We start from the raw sequence: 14,317 nt of genomic DNA on the forward strand, positions 1-14,317 counted from the left end.
CTGTCCCCGGCTCAGATGACCCGGGGCAGGATTTCGGCGGAAAAGGGAAGGAAGATGGGCTCCCGGGCCCGGTAATGACACGCCCCGGCAAATCCCAGCTCCTGCAATAGCCTCCTGGTCTGGACAAAGTCCGCTGCCAGATCGGCGGTACGGTGGGCATCCGATCCTATCGTGATCCTCCAGCCGCCCAGCTTCCGGTACCGCTCCAGCAGTTCCCGGCCGGGCAGCGGGCCGCCCATGCCCTGACGCCACCCCGAGGAATTGACCTCCAGGCTGCGTCCCCGGATGATCACCTCTGAGAGGATGGCATCAATGAGCCCGGAAAACCGGCCCAGATCCACCTGGACTCCATGCTGTCCTTCAAAATACCGCAGCGGGTAGGTCAGATGGGCCAGGCTGTCGAAGTCCACCGACCGCACCAGTTCCAGCACCTCCCGGAAGTACTGTTCCAGCAGGGCATCGGGGTCATAGCTGCCGGGTGCCATATCACAGAAGTCCGGCTGGCCCCGCACCAGATGGCAGGACGCCAGGATAAAATCCAGCGGCAGCCCGGAGACCGCCTCTGCCGCCTCCCGGAGATCATGATGGGGCTGGCCCAGCTCGGCGCCAAAGCCGATGTCCAGCATGGGGAAGCGCTTCTGCAGTCCCCGGACATAGTCCAGCGAATCCAGCAGGTTCTGGCGGAAGCGTCCGGGCTGTCCCACGCCGATTTCCAGGTGGTCGGTGACGGTGAAGCCGGAAAGCCCCAGCGCCATAGCCCATTCCCCCAGGCCATCGGAACAGCCGGGAACGCAGTCAAAGGAACATTCGGTATGCAGATGGGAATCCATCATCACTTGATCCCTCCATAGATGAATGCCTGCTTGATCGACCGGTTGGCGAGCAGGTAGATGATCAGCATGGGCGCAAAGAGGAACACATTGCCTGCCATGACCACATTCCAGTGGATCATGCCGTCCCCCACCGAGAGCAGTCCGCTCACCGCCATGGGGAGGGTGCGCACTGTTTCATCGGTGGTGAGTACCTTGGCCCAGAAGTAGTCGTTCCACTTGCCCACGAAGGTGAACAGTGCCACCGTGATGATCACCGATCGGGCTGAGGGAATCAGGATGCGGGTGATGATCTGCCATTCCGAGGCATGGTCCATTCTTCCGGCGTCCAGCAGCTCATCGGGGATGGTGCGGAAGGACTGGGTGAGGAAGAAGATGGTAAAGGCCGAGTAGAGGAAGGGCAGCACCAGCGAACGGTAGGTATTGAGCAGGCCGGCATTGCTGACAATCACATAGATGGGCAGAAAGACGATCTGTGCTGGCACCAGCAGGTCAAAGAGGAGGGCGGGCATCAGGACTTTCTTCAGCCGGAACTGCTTCTTGGCAAAGGCATAGGCGGCGGGCACGCAGACAAACATCTGCCCGATGATGGTGCAGCCGGTGATGATCACCGAGTTCTTGAGGTAGTGCAGCACATTCATCGAGTCCCAGGCCTCGGCATAGTTCTGGAACTGGGGCTCCTCCGGCAGCAGCCTGGGCGGCATCATGTTTGCCTCGGCAAAGGTCTTGAGCGAGGTGCTGAACATGTGGAAGAACGGGAAGATATATACCACTGCCAGAATCAGCAGCAGTGCCCCGGAGAGCAGGGTCAGGATCAGTTTTTTATGGTCACGGATCGCTTGGGTCATGGTATCAGCCTCCAGAAATCAGTAATGGGCCTTGCGGTTCGAAATGGTGAACACCAGCACCGAGATGGAACCCACCAGCATGAGCAGCACCACAGCGCCTGCCATTGCCGGTCCCACCCGGTAGTAGGAGAAGGCATTCTCATAGATCCAGTACACCATCATGTTGGAGGAGTTCTTCGGGCCGCCCTTGGTCATCAGGTCGATGATGTCGAAGGAACAGAACGAACTGGTGACATTGTTGGTGATGAGAAAGACCAGGGTGGGCGAGATCATGGGAATGGTCACATGGAAGAAGGTCTTGACCTGTCCGGCCCGGTCCATCTTGGCGGCCTCATACACCTCCCGGGGCACACTCTGCAGCGCCGCCAGGATAATCATGATATTGTAGCCGAGCATCTTCCATACAAAGACGATGATGATGGAGAGCAGCGAAGTCTCCTCACTGAGCATCCATTTGAGCTGCGGCAGTCCGAAGAAGTCCAGCACCAGGTTGAAGATACCGGTCTGGGGGTCCATCAGGAACATGAACAGCACCGCGATGGAGGTATAGGAGATGATGTGCGGGGTGTAGACAATGCTCTGCACCAGGTTGTAGACAGCACGGTTCTTGTTGAGAAAGACCGCCAGAGCCAGAGCCAGCGAGATGCCGATGCCCACGGTAAAGAAGGTGAAGATCAGCGTATTGCCCACTGCCTGCAGGAAGTCAGCGTCTGAAAAGATGGAGCGGAAGTTCTGCAGGCCCACCCAGGATTCGGTGCCCATGACAAAGTCGATCTGATAGAAACTGCTGCGGATCACATAGGCCACCGGCAGCAGGCTGAAGATCAGGCAGAGGATCATGGCAGGAGCCAGCAGCACATAGGGACAGGCCACCACCGGGTTGAGATACTTCATAAAGAGGGGTCGCAGGCTCCGGGGACGGCGGAACCCCGCCGCCGGGGTCATGGAATGGTTGACAGTCTGATCCATGCCGCTCACCCCACTCTGCGGGCCTGACAGGCAACGGGCTCTGCCAGGGTCAGGGTATAGGAGGCACCCTCCGATTCGGCGGGCAGCTCCTCCAGCGGGATACGCTCCTCATTCTCATGGAAGGCGTAGAGATCCTCCCGGCTCACAAAGAAGTCGAGCAGCTGACCGGTGGGGAGATCCTCCTCACTGCGGATCACGATCTCGGTGGTGCCGTCCAGCATGACGGTGTAGTTGAACTCGCCGCCCAGACGCTCCTTGGTGGAGAGCTCTGCCCGGAACTGCAGGCCCAGGGCGCCGTCGCCCCGGCCCAGCCGGACCTTCCGGGACCGGAAGCCCACATAGCCGCCCTCAGGCAGGTGCAGGCAGTTCATACCCGGGTCACCGATGAACCGTGCGGTGAAGAGATTGGCAGGATTGCTGTATACCTCCTGCGGGGTATCGTACTGCATGATCTTTCCGTCCCGCAGCACTGCGATATAGTCGCCCATGGTCATGGCTTCCACCTGGTCATGGGTGATGTAGACAAAGGTGGTGCCCAGCTTCTGATGCATGCGCACCAGCTCGCTGCGCATCTGTACCCGGAGCTTTGCGTCCAGGTTGGAGAGGGGCTCGTCCATCAGGAACACCTTGGGACGCTTGGAAATCGCCCGGGCCAGTGCCACACGCTGCCGCTGACCGCCCGAGAGCTGTCCCGGCTTGGCATGGCGGTATTCGGTCAGACCCACCATCTCCAGCACCTCGGTCACCGACGCCTCGATCTCCGCCTTGGAATAGCCCAGGTTCTTGAGCCCGAAGGCGATATTCTTTTCCACTGTCATGTGCGGATACAGGGCATAGTTCTGGAATACCATGGCGATTCCCCGTTCACCGGGCTCCTGATGGGTCACCACTTCCCCGTCGATCTTCACATCGCCGGCGGTGAGCTCCTCCAGTCCGGCGATCATCCGGATGGATGTGGTCTTGCCGCAGCCCGAGGGACCGACCAGCACGGTAAAGGAACCGTCCCGGACATGGAGATCGAAATTCTCCATCACAGTCTTGCCGCCGGGGTAGGTTTTGGTCACCGAACACAGATCTATACTTGCCATACTGTAACCTCCATGTATTGCCGTGGTTTTTATTGCCAAGGCAAATTACGAGCCCTCCGGCTGTAACATCCAAAAGACAGCCCCGGTTAAATCCCCGCCGCTTTTTCCACTCTGGCGCTGTCCGCGGAATTTGTGCTTTTCCATGGCAGCCCGGGTGGATTCTCCCCGGATTTTTATTCACAATATCCTGAAGATGATTCATTTCCCCAGGGTCTGACCGGTTTTTCTGTGACGGAATGTTGCATCTGTGAAAACAATTCCGTTTCCGGAGGTGAACAGTCCGTTGCGTCCGGATTGCGGCAGGCCCGGCTCCGGAGATATTTTTTGTATGGCGCCCGCAGACCGGACTGGCTCTTTTTGAAATCACAGCGTATAGAATGACATGAGCAACAGCTCAATTCCCTTTGTAAAGGAGCAGGTATCACTATGGGTGTGCCAGTAATCACCCCCAGTACAACCACCCGGGAACAGGCCATCACCGACCTGTTCGAGTCGGTGGCTCTGCAGCAGACAGCGCTTTCGCACATTCTCAACGCCGAAGGGGAAAAGCTGCAGCGGATCTTTGCCTTTGACAACATCACCCCTGAAACAGTCCTGGCTGCCAACCACTCGGTGGAATCCACCGTCAATGCCATTGCCGGACTGGAGAGCGTACTGGAGATGAAGCTGCGCCTGTTCACCGACTGCGCCTGCAACCCGCCCCGGAACTGATCACCCCGCCCGGGAATGAAAAAAGCCCGTTCCCGGGCAGTCCATAAAACCAAAGGAGAGATGCAGATGAAAGCGGCGATCCTCACCATGTTCACCGGACTGTCGCCCACCTATTCGCTGGTCAATGTGGCGGCGGATCAGATCCGGATGCTGCTGGACTCCTTCTGACCTGCCGCAAAAACAAAAGAGCCCCCGCTTCTGTACCGGACAGAAACGAAGGCTCTTCTATATATAAGGTGTGCGGAAAGGGAAATCCACTGTGTAATTCCTGTGTAAATGCTGCTCAAAAGGGGCTGTTCCCGGGGAGAAAGCAGGAAAAATGAAAACCGGCCTGGTTTGCCCGGAAAGCATGCGGGAAAAGGCACGGTTTACAGCGCATTGGAGCGAACCGGCGTCCCCATTGCGACAATCGCTTTCCAGAGGAATTCTCCTGGAAAAATAAAAGAGCACCCGTTCTGATAGTTCCCATAGGTACATTTTCTGAACCTTGTGAATTGTCCGCCTGTTGTGTTTTATGCCAGCAATCGCTTGATTTCTTCAATATCTGTAATCTGCTTTGCGATATGCGGTGCTTGCTCTCCCTCCTGCATAGGGCTGTCCACTCTGCCGATGTCTCGGTACACGATCCTGACGCTCTGTCCCGCAGAGCGGGAATACTTTTGGCTCCGCTCGCCCACTTCGATCCGCTGGATGAAGAGCCGCAGCAGCTCCGGCGTCAGTTCGTCGATGGTAGTGTACCGTTTGGCTTTCTCAATGAAGGCGTCCACATTGGCGGCTGAGGCTTTCAGTTTCTCCAACTGTTCCTCCTTGGCTGGAATGGCGACAGACAGATTTTTTTGCTCGGCGTTGTAGTCTGCGGACAGCATGCGGAACTGTTTATCGCTCACTCGCCCCAGGACATTGTCTTCACAGAGGCGCTTGAACAGCGCGGATAGCTCATCATATCTCCGATGCATGGAATCCAGTTCCTTCTGTAGGCGGTTGATCTCCCGGCGCAGTTCTGCGGTGTTCCTCTGGTTGATGTACTGGGCGAACTGCCGCTCCTTCATCCGTGCGAAGTGCGTGACCCTGCGCAGGTCGTCCAGCACGATGGCTTTCAGGTCCGCCTCCCGGATCTGGTGGGGTGAGCAGGCGGTTTTCCCGCGCTTGCCATAAGTGGAGCACCGGAAATAATACTGATCCTCCCGCATCTTCTCTGTCCGGCAGAGCACCATGTATTTTCCGCAGTCGGCACAGTAGACCAATCCGGAGAACAGATTGGGTTCCTCCATGTGCTTGGGCGGTCGCCGCTTATGCTCTCGCACATCCTGCACGATCTCCCAGATTTCCATTGAGATGAGTGGTTCATGGGTGCTCTCCACCAGGATCTGCTCGCTCTCTGGTTTCTGGATCTGCTTTTTGTTTTTATAGGAGAGCGTTGTTTTCTTCATGTTGAGCGTGTGCCCGATGTAAACCTTGTTTTCCAGGATTTTAGCCACGGTTCTGCCGGACCAGGTGTAGGGACGGGTGGTATCCAGATTGGTGCAGGCAGTGCCGGTGGCCTGGTAGTACTGGTTGGTCGGATTCAGCACCTGCTCTCGGGTCAGGATTCTGGCGATCTGGTTCGGTCCTTTCCCCGCAGCGCACAGGTCAAAGATCCGACGCACGATGGGGGCGGTTTCCTCGTCGGGGATGATCTCCTTGGAGTCCTTGTCCTTCTTCTTGTAGCCGTAGGGCGGTTTGCCGCCCAGTCGTTCTCCGCGCTCCGCCTGCATCTTCTTGATGGCGCGTACTTTCTTACTGGTGTCCTTGGCGTGGAGTTCGTTGGCCCAGTTTCGGATAGGATTAAAGTCGTTGCTGCTCTCCACCAGGGAATCCACGCCATCATTGACTGCGATAAAGCGGACACCCTTTTCCGGAAAGTAGATCTCCGTGTACTGTCCCACCTGAAGGTATTCTCGTCCCAGGCGGCTGAGATCCTTGACGATGATGGTCTCCACCTCGTCCCGTTCCACCATTTCTATGATCTTCTTCCAGGCCGGACGGTCAAAGTTTGTACCGGAGTAGCCATCGTCCGCCAGGAACAGCGTGTTTTCAAACCCATGATCCGCTGCGTACTGCTCCAGGAAGAGTTTCTGATTGTGGATGGAATTGGACTCTTTCTGCCGGTCATCCCTCTGCCGCTCATCCTCCTGACTGAGTCTTCCGTATAAAATGTTGTATTTTTGGCTTGCCATATATCTGTAACCTCCTTTTACTGGGGCAAGCCGGTATGGGGTACGGACAGTATACCCCACCGGCCTGCGCAAGTCCACGGAAACCTTATGCGCTGTGGGTTTCCTTCTTTAGGTCTGTGTCAATGAGCGAGAGCAGCTTGTCTGTGGGTGTCGCTGTGGCCTCCATCAGGAACACAGAGATCACATGAAAGACCTTCCCTTCAATGAGCATCTCCCTCTGATTGATGATGTGATCGCCCTGGTGCTGGTAGCAGGTGTCACGAAAACTGGTCAGCACCTCTCCGCTTTCCGTTTCCCGCAGCAGAGCTCCGCCGGGATCATATCCGCCCAGCATGCCGGTATCACGGTATTCCTCATATGCCTTTTTCATGGCGCTCCTTTCTCCCAGAACCAATTCGGGCAACAAAAATAGCAGACCGTCACATGGTCTGCTGCCAAGTTGGTTCTTCTTCATGATCGTCCTCGGCGTGGCCTTGGGCGATTTTCTTTTGCCGTTCCTTACGGAGCGTTTTCCTGTCTGTATGCGGGTGCATTGTGGTGCCGTCCATCACTGGAGCAACAGGCTGAGACTGCTCCAGACGGTATCCAAGCCCCACCACAGCAGAAGCAATGCTGCTGTCCCCATCAGCAGGACCGCCCATGTGGGACCATCCAGGTGCGGCAGCCGCAGTCTGGGCAGCCTGATGCCGGACAGAGAAAAACACTTCTCGTTCCGCTTCCCAGCCTGTTCGCTCATCTGCTCCAGATGCTTCACCGCTTTCAGCAGCTCGTCCATCTGCGTCTGGGCGGGAGCTGCACCAGCAATTCGCTGACTTTCTTGAGATAGCCAGTCTGTCTCTCGGTGTGGTACCCCAGCGTGCAGAGGTCGCTCATCAGATCCTCCCACTCTGCTTTCGTGGGATGCACTTCGGGAGGCGGCGTCTGCGGTGTGGCCTGTGCCATCTGCGCAGGTCGGTTCTTCTCCAACAGCTCGTCCATAGATAACTTCTTCTCTGATCCTGAACTCATATTCCATATTCTCCTTCAGATATTTCTCCCCGAACAGCAGGTGGTCACGGCACTGCCAGCCGCTGGGTGTGGTGTAGGTGATGTTCCGCCGGGCCGCTTCCCAGCGCACCTTGTAGCCCTCGCTCTCCATCAGCGCAATGAACTCCTCCCGGCTGGAGCGTGGCGCATACAGTCGTTGATGATATTCATGAGCTGCAGTTTTTTGCTCTGGCCACGGGCTGCGGTATGATATTCGCCAATCGTCATGGCTTTCGTTTCCTGCTTCCTATCCTTGGGCTTGAACACAGGAAGAGAAAATTCCATGCAGACTTGATCGTTGCGCTGCCGCAGTTCCTGGAGCTGCTCCTTTGCGATGTGCAGTTTCTTCCCAGTATCGAAGTTGACCGAGTTGATGAGAAAGTGGGAATGGATGTGTTCCCGGTCTGTGTGGGTGCAGACCAGGACTTCATGGCCCTCATAGTACTCAGCCAGCTTCAATGCCGCCGCATGAGCGGTGCCCGGATCGACCGCTTCGCCTTTTGGGAAGCTTTGCACCATGTGGTAGAACAGTACGCCGTCGGTTTTGTGATGCAGCCGCTTGGTAGTCATGAAGTCCGCGTAGGCAGATTCCGGCTGGCAGTTGATGCCTGTGACCAACTGTTGACCGTCACACTCGGTTTTCTTGTTTTGCATGGTGTACCGCATCACGGCTCCCATACATCCGGTGGTCTGTCCTCGCTTGTAGTTAGTGAAGCTGATGATCGCCATTTTTCACCACCGCTTTCGTTCCAGGATCAGCCGGACAGCAGCGCAGAGTTCAGAGAATGCCTGGCGTACGCTGTCCAGGTTGATCACCGTGATACGCCCCATGTGCGCCAGGGTGACGAGCTGATTCAGATTCCTGCCGATTGACTTCAGCTCCTTGAGCACTTCTTTCAGTCCATCGATGACCACAACCTGCTTTCCCAGACAGCAGGCCGTCACATAATCGCTCATGGACATCCCGGAGCGTTTCGCCAATTCCTTGATGGCCTCCCGGTCTTCGGATGCCATCCGGGTGCTGAATTTGATATCTTTTTTCATGTCGTTTCCTCCAAACCGCAGATAAAGTGGGTCCGGGCTTCTGCCCGGAAATTATGCGGAAGGCGGGCGGCGGCTGTGCCGGTGACCAGACAAACGCAATGCTGGCCGTCGTCCAAGCGGACGACGAATCCCTCGCTTCGCCGCCAGCGGCAAAGCTCGCTCTCTCTGTCGCTTGTCCTCCTCCCACCGAACCCGCTGTCGCTGGGCTTCGGCGGGAACCCTGTTTGGAGGTGATTCTCCCGCGCCGAACACCCGCACTCCTCCTTCGGCCACAAGCGGCCCAACACGGCGTTTCTTTTGCCTTGCGGGAGTTTACTCGCCGCACCCGGAAACCGCCCGCAAATCGCCGCACAGCGCCCCGGCAGGGTCAACAGGGTCGACCGCCGGGACACCCTGGGTATCGTCACTTTCGGCACGCTGCAGCTCAATGAGCCGCCTTCCGTTGCTGCGGCGCACCCCAGCGGAAATGCCGATTTTCCTTAGTGCGTCAAGGTTTTGCAGGATCTATCTGGGCACTTTCTTGGGCGAGATACGCTCCACGCCTACAGGGTCGATTCATTCAGACAGTTCTGTGGGAGTGCCGATAAATTCGCTTTGGTCACCCACCAGTTCAGAGAGAAGATAGACGATGCGATCGCCCAGCAGCTCCGGCTGTCCGACACCAGCTCCCATACATTTTCACCGTTGCGCTCCAGCGTCAGCTCCCGGTATTCAATGTCACGACCGATGCAGGAGAGTTTCGCTCTACCGCTGCCCCGCCGTTCCTCCACCAGTGTGAAGCTGGAATCCACCGCACCGCTGATGGCAGTGCTCCCGGAGATGCGATTGAACACATCGTCAGCGCTCTCCTTGCGCAGATGATGGATGAGCAGGATGGCGATGCCGTGCTTGTCTGCCTGCCGCTTGAGCACAGACAGATCCCGGTAGTCGTTGGCGTAGGTGGCGTCGCGAGCCGGACGAACCATCTGCAGCGTGTCGATGATGACCAGTACCGTATCCGGGTGGGCAGTGAGGAATATTTCCACCTGCTCCTCCAGCCCCTGACCAATGAAGGCGCACTCCGTACAGAAGTGGACGCTGTCTGGTGCGTCCTCGGTGATCTCAAAGAGCCGGTTCTGGATACGGAGAACGGAATCCTCCAGACAGAGATAGAGGGTGGTACCCTGCTTGGTGGTCATGTTCCAGACTGGTTCCCCCTTGGCCACTGTCACGGCCAGCCACAAAGCCAGCCAGGACTTACCCACCTTTGGTGAGCCTGCCAGGATGTGCAGACCCTGAGAGATCAGGGTATCCACCACAAAATTGGGCGGCTCCAGCGGACGATCCATCAGGGTTCTGCCGTCCACTGTAATCAGGGGATGGTTCATTTTGTTATTCATATTCGTTTCCTCCAGTTCAAAGATTTGAATACAAAAAATCTCCCGCCTCAAAAGAAGTGGGAGTAGTATTCATTTTGATTTTGAAATGGTTTATGGTAGAATGGAGCAGACGGAGGTGAGCCAATGGCGACCTATCAGATCTACGAACTCTCTGCCCGGGCAGTGATGAGTTATGCCGCGGAGAAAGACGGCGTTTACATCTTTGCTCTGAACCGCAGCGCCACCGAGCACTGCAAGGTACCGGGTGCCAAGCACGAGCAGGATAGCTGCGCTATGTTCCATCAGCTGATGTACCAACTCCACGGGAAAGGCTGGCGGGAGCGTAGCGAGGAGAAGGTAACGACCCTCTCCGATGTGCTGTTCTATATGGACTTCGCCGGGATCTTTGACCGGCGTGGAACCGGAAGGACGCAGCAGGCCCGCCGGGAGAAGGCCAGAGACATGTTCCGTCCCGAGGGGATCACTCTGGACTTCGGCAGCGGCCCACACCGCTATGTGGCTTTTGAACGCTCCGCCAGCATGAGCCGCCAGTCCCGTCTCTCCTTTATCCGGGCGGATCTGTATGAACCCATACGCCAACGGATCATGCTGAATATGGAATTGAGACGCTGCCAGCTCAGTAAACTCTACGCCTACAACGGTCTCATGTTTTCCAGCGGAACCCGGGTAGACGGCATCCGCATTGACAAAAATCACCGGGTCATCGTCATAGACAATCCAACCAAGAGAGTGGAGCGAGCCCCTGTCATCACCCTGCGGGAAGGCAGAGAGCCAGGAACCTTCTACCGGGCAGATACACTGGAAGATCTGGACATCACCTGCTTTGACGGCGTAGGTCTCATCTCCAAGGAGTACGCCCAGGTGGTGGACAAGGCTTGCTGCGGCAGCCACACCCACACCTCCTTCCAGATTCGGATGCCCTACATCAAGGGGATGCTCCATCAGGTGGATTTCAAAGACTTTTTGAAGCGCAGCGGCACCCAGACCATCGTGGACATCTGGGGCAAGGCGCACCCTGTCCGCAGTGTGGACATCATCCTCACCCGCAGTCAGTTCAAGGCCTACGGCTGGCTGCGGGAGAACGGTATGACCTGGGAGGACTACTGGGACGCCTTTCGGGACTACAACCACGCCCTGTACATCACCAACCTTGGTAAGACGGAGCCGGAGAAACTGGCAGAGCTCAACTATCAATTTCTCTCCACCCTCTCCATCCAGCCGGAGGAGTTCCGCCCCGCCGACCTGCCGGAAGGCTGGGACCACAGTCCGGAGAATGACCCCCGGCAATGGCTGACCAAGGCCACCGAGACCGCTTACTTCAACTTCCGGGCCAATGAAACATATCAACAGGAATACTTTCGCCGGGGCCTGAGCCAGCCCAGGGGAAGCCGGGCGAACATCATGGCCCGGGTGCTTGAGAAAAATCCAAAGTTTATCCGGGAGCCTATCTATACCGAGCAACTGGACGGACAGGCCCGAAAGATCCTTCGAGGCTACGCCGTCGGGCGGTTGCTGGTGCCGGGGGACAACCGTTTCCTCTCCGGTGACCTACTGGAGTTGCTGCGGCAGTTGATCGCGCCCCGTGTGTTCCAGTTGCCCGGTGAGCTGGACTTCTGCAATCAGGTGATGGGAGATTTCTTTGCGGAGGACAGCTTCTTTGCACCCGGTGCGGCCTATGACCACGAGGACAGCTGCACCCTTCTCCGCAATCCCCACATCGCCCGGAACGAGGAATTGCAGCTGTCCGTGTACCCAGAGGGAGACGACCTGCGCCAACACTACCTGGGCCACCTCACCGATGTGGTCATGGTGACCGCTGACAGTTTGGCAGCGGAGCGGCTGGGCGGCGCCGACTACGACGGCGACCTCATCAAGACCATTGCCGATCCCATTCTGAACCGATGTGTGAAGCGGAACTATGACTACGATGTCCATCAGCAGCTCTCCAATAACGCCAACCTGCCCCTGCTGAAAATTCCATCCTTGTCCGCACCCAAGTCCGACGCTAACGACTGGCAGGCCCGGTTTCAGACGGTGGAGAACACCTTTGCTGCCCGCATTGGACAGATCTGCAACGCCGCCCTGGATCGCAGCGTCATCGCCTACAATGACCACGCCGACCCGGAGGAGCGCAAGCGGTGCCGCCGGGACTTGGAGGCCCTGGCCATCTACAGCGGACTGGAGATCGACGCGGCCAAGACCGGTGTGCGGCCCAACCTGGATGAATTTCTGAGCGGACGGAAGGTAAAGCGCACCCCTTTCCTCCAGTACAAATATCTGTTGGAGCGTGCGGAGGAGCGCCGCCGCGCCTGGTATGAGTCCACCCACCGGGAGCGGCTGGAGGCCTTCTTTGCCGGGATTGACTGGGATCAGGTGGACTCTCCGGTGGAGCGGTTGCCCTGGCTGGCCCGCCAGCTGGAGCGCAACACGCCCAAGATTCAGGAGAAACCAGCGAAGGACAGCGAGTTGTTTGCCTTTGCCCAGAAACGAAACTGGAAGAGGCAGCTGGACCAAAACATTCTTTCTTCTGTTTCTGCTTTGCTGTGGGACTACGAGCACTGTCTCTCCCGCATCCGGGCCTGCCGTGCCCCCGCCAAGGGACAGCAGCGGAAAACGGACATTGACCGCATTCTCTACGCCAGGGGACAGGAAGAAGTCTACGACAGCGACGAACTGTATGCCTTCTTCCAGCAGCTCTCCCCGGAGCGTATCGCCGCTCTGCGAAAGGAAATCGTGGAACAGCAGTGGCACCTGATGACAGAAGCACAGAGAGAAACATTCCTGCGGGAGTGGCTGCCGGAGGGAGCCGACTACTACGATCTCCTGACCGACTTCCGCCATGGCGGGTTCCGTCTGCTGGGGGATCTGGTCTGTGACATCGACGATCTGGAGGCGGCCCGGGAGCGGAAACAGCTCCGCCGCCCGACGGACTCTCCGGCTTTCCAGAAGATGATGGAGGCCTATCTGTCCGCCCCCTTCAGCGGCAACGAGCGGGCCGTGGTGCCCAAGGTCTGCCGCAGGCTGCTGGACAAGATCGTCCGGCCCAGCCTGGCAGTGCCCTATGTAGTAGCCCTGGGTAAGCGGAACCTGCTGTGGGACCTGCTGCCGGATCACATTGAGGAACATGTGCTGGAGGTGGACCATGCTGAATGAGTGGAAGGAGTTTCAGGACTACACCGGCGCAGTAAACTACACCGCCCGGAACAAACAGGACACCACCTACCTGGGCCGGTTCACCTTCGACACCATCCTGGATTTTGAGGGACTCAACCGGGTACTGACCATCCTGGCAAGAGGATTTCTGTTTCATAATGAGGATGGCAGCCCAGCCGAAGCGCCCCGGGAACGCATCGACTATGCCAAGCGGGGTTTATGCGCCTGGTGCAGTGTGCCAGACAGTAAAAAAACCACGCCCCGGGAGGCGTGGCAGTTTGGCAGTGATTTTGGGGAACTTTATTCGGAATTCCCCGGCCTTGTGGAGGAAAACGGCAGCGGATGGTTTCACAGGCATGTGCATCGGGTGGCAGCTTTTGTGCGGGAAAACCCGGAGAGGAGGGTGTCCAGCAGTGCCCAGAAGAAGTGTGCCGCCATTGAGAAGGGCTTTGACCATGCCTGGCAGGACAAGGTGATCCAGATGCAGATCCCCCTTTTCGCCCCCACCACCAAGGGGCAGTGGGGCCTGCGGTTTGACAGTTTTCTGGCCCAGGCGCTGGAACTTGGGCCACTCCGGAAAGAGGAACCAGAGCTGCCGCCCACGCTGGTGGAGCAATTTCGCACGCTCACGCCCAAGGGCGTTCCTTTGGATATAGTCACGACGCTGGTATCCTACTACCTTGCCAATAAGCCGGAGGATTCCGACTGGGTAGTGCTGCCGGTGGCCAACTTCGACGCATACTTCGGCACTACCAGCTTTGGGCGGAAGTATCTCAAGCAGATTCCGGAGACGTTTCTGGAACGTTCAGAGACCGGGTTTGGGCTATGCCGGTACCGATTGGGCAATGTTCTTGCAATCAAGCAGGGATGGAGCCCTGATTATAGCAATAAAATCAACTGCGCTAAAAAGCCAAATAGCATAGTCTGAACAGAATCTGTATGCATCTATGCATCGTCGTCACTCCATAGGTTGACGAATCGAGGATTATCTGATAAGATATGAGCCATTATGATGAAAGGAGAAGGTCTTCAACTTATGGATGACGGTGACAG

Annotated in this window: 14 protein-coding genes; 3 read left to right on the forward strand and 11 right to left on the reverse strand. The window is 57.3% G+C overall.

What is annotated here, in order from left to right:
- Positions 1-11: 11 nt before the first annotated feature.
- From H9X81_RS03070 to H9X81_RS03085, 4 genes are read right to left on the reverse strand one after another with little or no spacing between them, the layout of a single operon-like run.
- Positions 12-833, reverse strand: coding sequence for a PHP domain-containing protein (locus H9X81_RS03070; protein WP_204719722.1), 822 nt, complete (start codon positions 831-833; stop codon positions 12-14).
- Positions 833-1,678 carry a carbohydrate ABC transporter permease gene (locus H9X81_RS03075; protein ID WP_204719724.1) on the reverse strand — a complete coding sequence of 282 codons (846 nt, stop codon included), beginning with the start codon at positions 1,676-1,678 and terminating at the stop codon, positions 833-835. Before H9X81_RS03075 ends, H9X81_RS03070 begins: the two co-directional genes overlap by 1 nt.
- A gap of 18 nt (positions 1,679-1,696) precedes the next feature.
- The gene (locus tag H9X81_RS03080) at positions 1,697-2,647 is read right to left on the reverse strand and encodes a carbohydrate ABC transporter permease (RefSeq protein ID WP_204719726.1); all 951 of its coding nucleotides are present in this window, start codon (positions 2,645-2,647) and stop codon (positions 1,697-1,699) included.
- Positions 2,648-2,652: 5 nt separating this feature from the next.
- On the reverse strand, positions 2,653-3,735 hold the full coding sequence (locus H9X81_RS03085) for an ABC transporter ATP-binding protein (protein WP_204719728.1): 1,083 nt from the start codon (positions 3,733-3,735) through the stop codon (positions 2,653-2,655).
- Positions 3,736-4,161: 426 nt separating this feature from the next.
- Between H9X81_RS03085 and H9X81_RS03090 the strand changes: the two genes are divergently transcribed.
- Entirely contained in the window at positions 4,162-4,446 is a 285-nt protein-coding gene (locus tag H9X81_RS03090) for a hypothetical protein (RefSeq protein WP_204719730.1), read from the forward strand.
- Positions 4,447-4,958: 512 nt separating this feature from the next.
- Here the strand turns inward: H9X81_RS03090 and H9X81_RS03095 are convergent.
- The 7 genes from H9X81_RS03095 to H9X81_RS03115 form a co-directional block, all read right to left on the reverse strand.
- On the reverse strand, positions 4,959-6,662 hold the full coding sequence (locus H9X81_RS03095; protein ID WP_204719732.1) for a recombinase family protein: 1,704 nt from the start codon (positions 6,660-6,662) through the stop codon (positions 4,959-4,961).
- 85 nt (positions 6,663-6,747) lie between these two features.
- Complete coding sequence (locus H9X81_RS03100; protein WP_016413476.1) at positions 6,748-7,032, reverse strand: hypothetical protein; 285 nt, start codon at positions 7,030-7,032, stop codon at positions 6,748-6,750.
- A gap of 177 nt (positions 7,033-7,209) precedes the next feature.
- The gene (locus H9X81_RS11735; RefSeq protein WP_243423957.1) at positions 7,210-7,437 is read right to left on the reverse strand and encodes a hypothetical protein; all 228 of its coding nucleotides are present in this window, start codon (positions 7,435-7,437) and stop codon (positions 7,210-7,212) included.
- Positions 7,422-7,670 carry a hypothetical protein gene (locus H9X81_RS11740; RefSeq protein ID WP_243423959.1) on the reverse strand — a complete coding sequence of 83 codons (249 nt, stop codon included), beginning with the start codon at positions 7,668-7,670 and terminating at the stop codon, positions 7,422-7,424. Before H9X81_RS11740 ends, H9X81_RS11735 begins: the two co-directional genes overlap by 16 nt.
- Positions 7,671-7,799: 129 nt before the next feature.
- On the reverse strand, positions 7,800-8,417 hold the full coding sequence (locus H9X81_RS11745; protein WP_243423961.1) for a relaxase/mobilization nuclease domain-containing protein: 618 nt from the start codon (positions 8,415-8,417) through the stop codon (positions 7,800-7,802).
- 3 nt (positions 8,418-8,420) lie between these two features.
- A complete protein-coding gene (locus H9X81_RS03110) occupies positions 8,421-8,732 on the reverse strand; it encodes a plasmid mobilization protein (protein ID WP_204719734.1) in 312 nt (103 codons plus the stop codon).
- Positions 8,733-9,274: 542 nt separating this feature from the next.
- A complete protein-coding gene (locus H9X81_RS03115; RefSeq protein WP_204719736.1) occupies positions 9,275-10,111 on the reverse strand; it encodes an AAA family ATPase in 837 nt (278 codons plus the stop codon).
- Positions 10,112-10,234: 123 nt separating this feature from the next.
- Here H9X81_RS03115 and H9X81_RS03120 point away from each other — a divergent pair, with 123 nt between their 5' ends.
- Positions 10,235-13,264, forward strand: a complete 3,030-nt coding sequence (locus H9X81_RS03120) for an RNA dependent RNA polymerase (RefSeq protein ID WP_243423963.1) — start codon at positions 10,235-10,237, stop codon at positions 13,262-13,264.
- Positions 13,254-14,192, forward strand: a complete 939-nt coding sequence (locus H9X81_RS03125; RefSeq protein WP_204719738.1) for a hypothetical protein — start codon at positions 13,254-13,256, stop codon at positions 14,190-14,192. Before H9X81_RS03120 ends, H9X81_RS03125 begins: the two co-directional genes overlap by 11 nt.
- Positions 14,193-14,317: the final 125 nt, after the last annotated feature.

Source organism: Hydrogenoanaerobacterium saccharovorans (assembly GCF_016901815.1).
GTDB lineage: Bacteria > Bacillota > Clostridia > Oscillospirales > Ruminococcaceae > Avimicrobium > Avimicrobium caecorum.

What these genes read in the sequence shown, in the direction of transcription:
- H9X81_RS03120 (WP_243423963.1), top strand. Translation starts at nt 10,235, where the DNA reads ATGGCGACCTATCAGATCTACGAACTCTCTGCCCGGGCAGTGATGAGT.
- H9X81_RS03115 (WP_204719736.1), bottom strand. Translation starts at nt 10,111, where the DNA reads ATGAATAACAAAATGAACCATCCCCTGATTACAGTGGACGGCAGAACC.
- H9X81_RS03080 (WP_204719726.1), bottom strand. Translation starts at nt 2,647, where the DNA reads ATGGATCAGACTGTCAACCATTCCATGACCCCGGCGGCGGGGTTCCGC.
- H9X81_RS03095 (WP_204719732.1), bottom strand. Translation starts at nt 6,662, where the DNA reads ATGGCAAGCCAAAAATACAACATTTTATACGGAAGACTCAGTCAGGAG.
- H9X81_RS03125 (WP_204719738.1), top strand. Translation starts at nt 13,254, where the DNA reads ATGCTGAATGAGTGGAAGGAGTTTCAGGACTACACCGGCGCAGTAAAC.
- H9X81_RS03110 (WP_204719734.1), bottom strand. Translation starts at nt 8,732, where the DNA reads ATGAAAAAAGATATCAAATTCAGCACCCGGATGGCATCCGAAGACCGG.
- H9X81_RS03100 (WP_016413476.1), bottom strand. Translation starts at nt 7,032, where the DNA reads ATGAAAAAGGCATATGAGGAATACCGTGATACCGGCATGCTGGGCGGA.
- H9X81_RS03075 (WP_204719724.1), bottom strand. Translation starts at nt 1,678, where the DNA reads ATGACCCAAGCGATCCGTGACCATAAAAAACTGATCCTGACCCTGCTC.
- H9X81_RS11745 (WP_243423961.1), bottom strand. Translation starts at nt 8,417, where the DNA reads ATGGCGATCATCAGCTTCACTAACTACAAGCGAGGACAGACCACCGGA.
- H9X81_RS11740 (WP_243423959.1), bottom strand. Translation starts at nt 7,670, where the DNA reads ATGAGTTCAGGATCAGAGAAGAAGTTATCTATGGACGAGCTGTTGGAG.
- H9X81_RS03070 (WP_204719722.1), bottom strand. Translation starts at nt 833, where the DNA reads ATGATGGATTCCCATCTGCATACCGAATGTTCCTTTGACTGCGTTCCC.
- H9X81_RS03085 (WP_204719728.1), bottom strand. Translation starts at nt 3,735, where the DNA reads ATGGCAAGTATAGATCTGTGTTCGGTGACCAAAACCTACCCCGGCGGC.
- H9X81_RS11735 (WP_243423957.1), bottom strand. Translation starts at nt 7,437, where the DNA reads ATGGACGAGCTGCTGAAAGCGGTGAAGCATCTGGAGCAGATGAGCGAA.
- H9X81_RS03090 (WP_204719730.1), top strand. Translation starts at nt 4,162, where the DNA reads ATGGGTGTGCCAGTAATCACCCCCAGTACAACCACCCGGGAACAGGCC.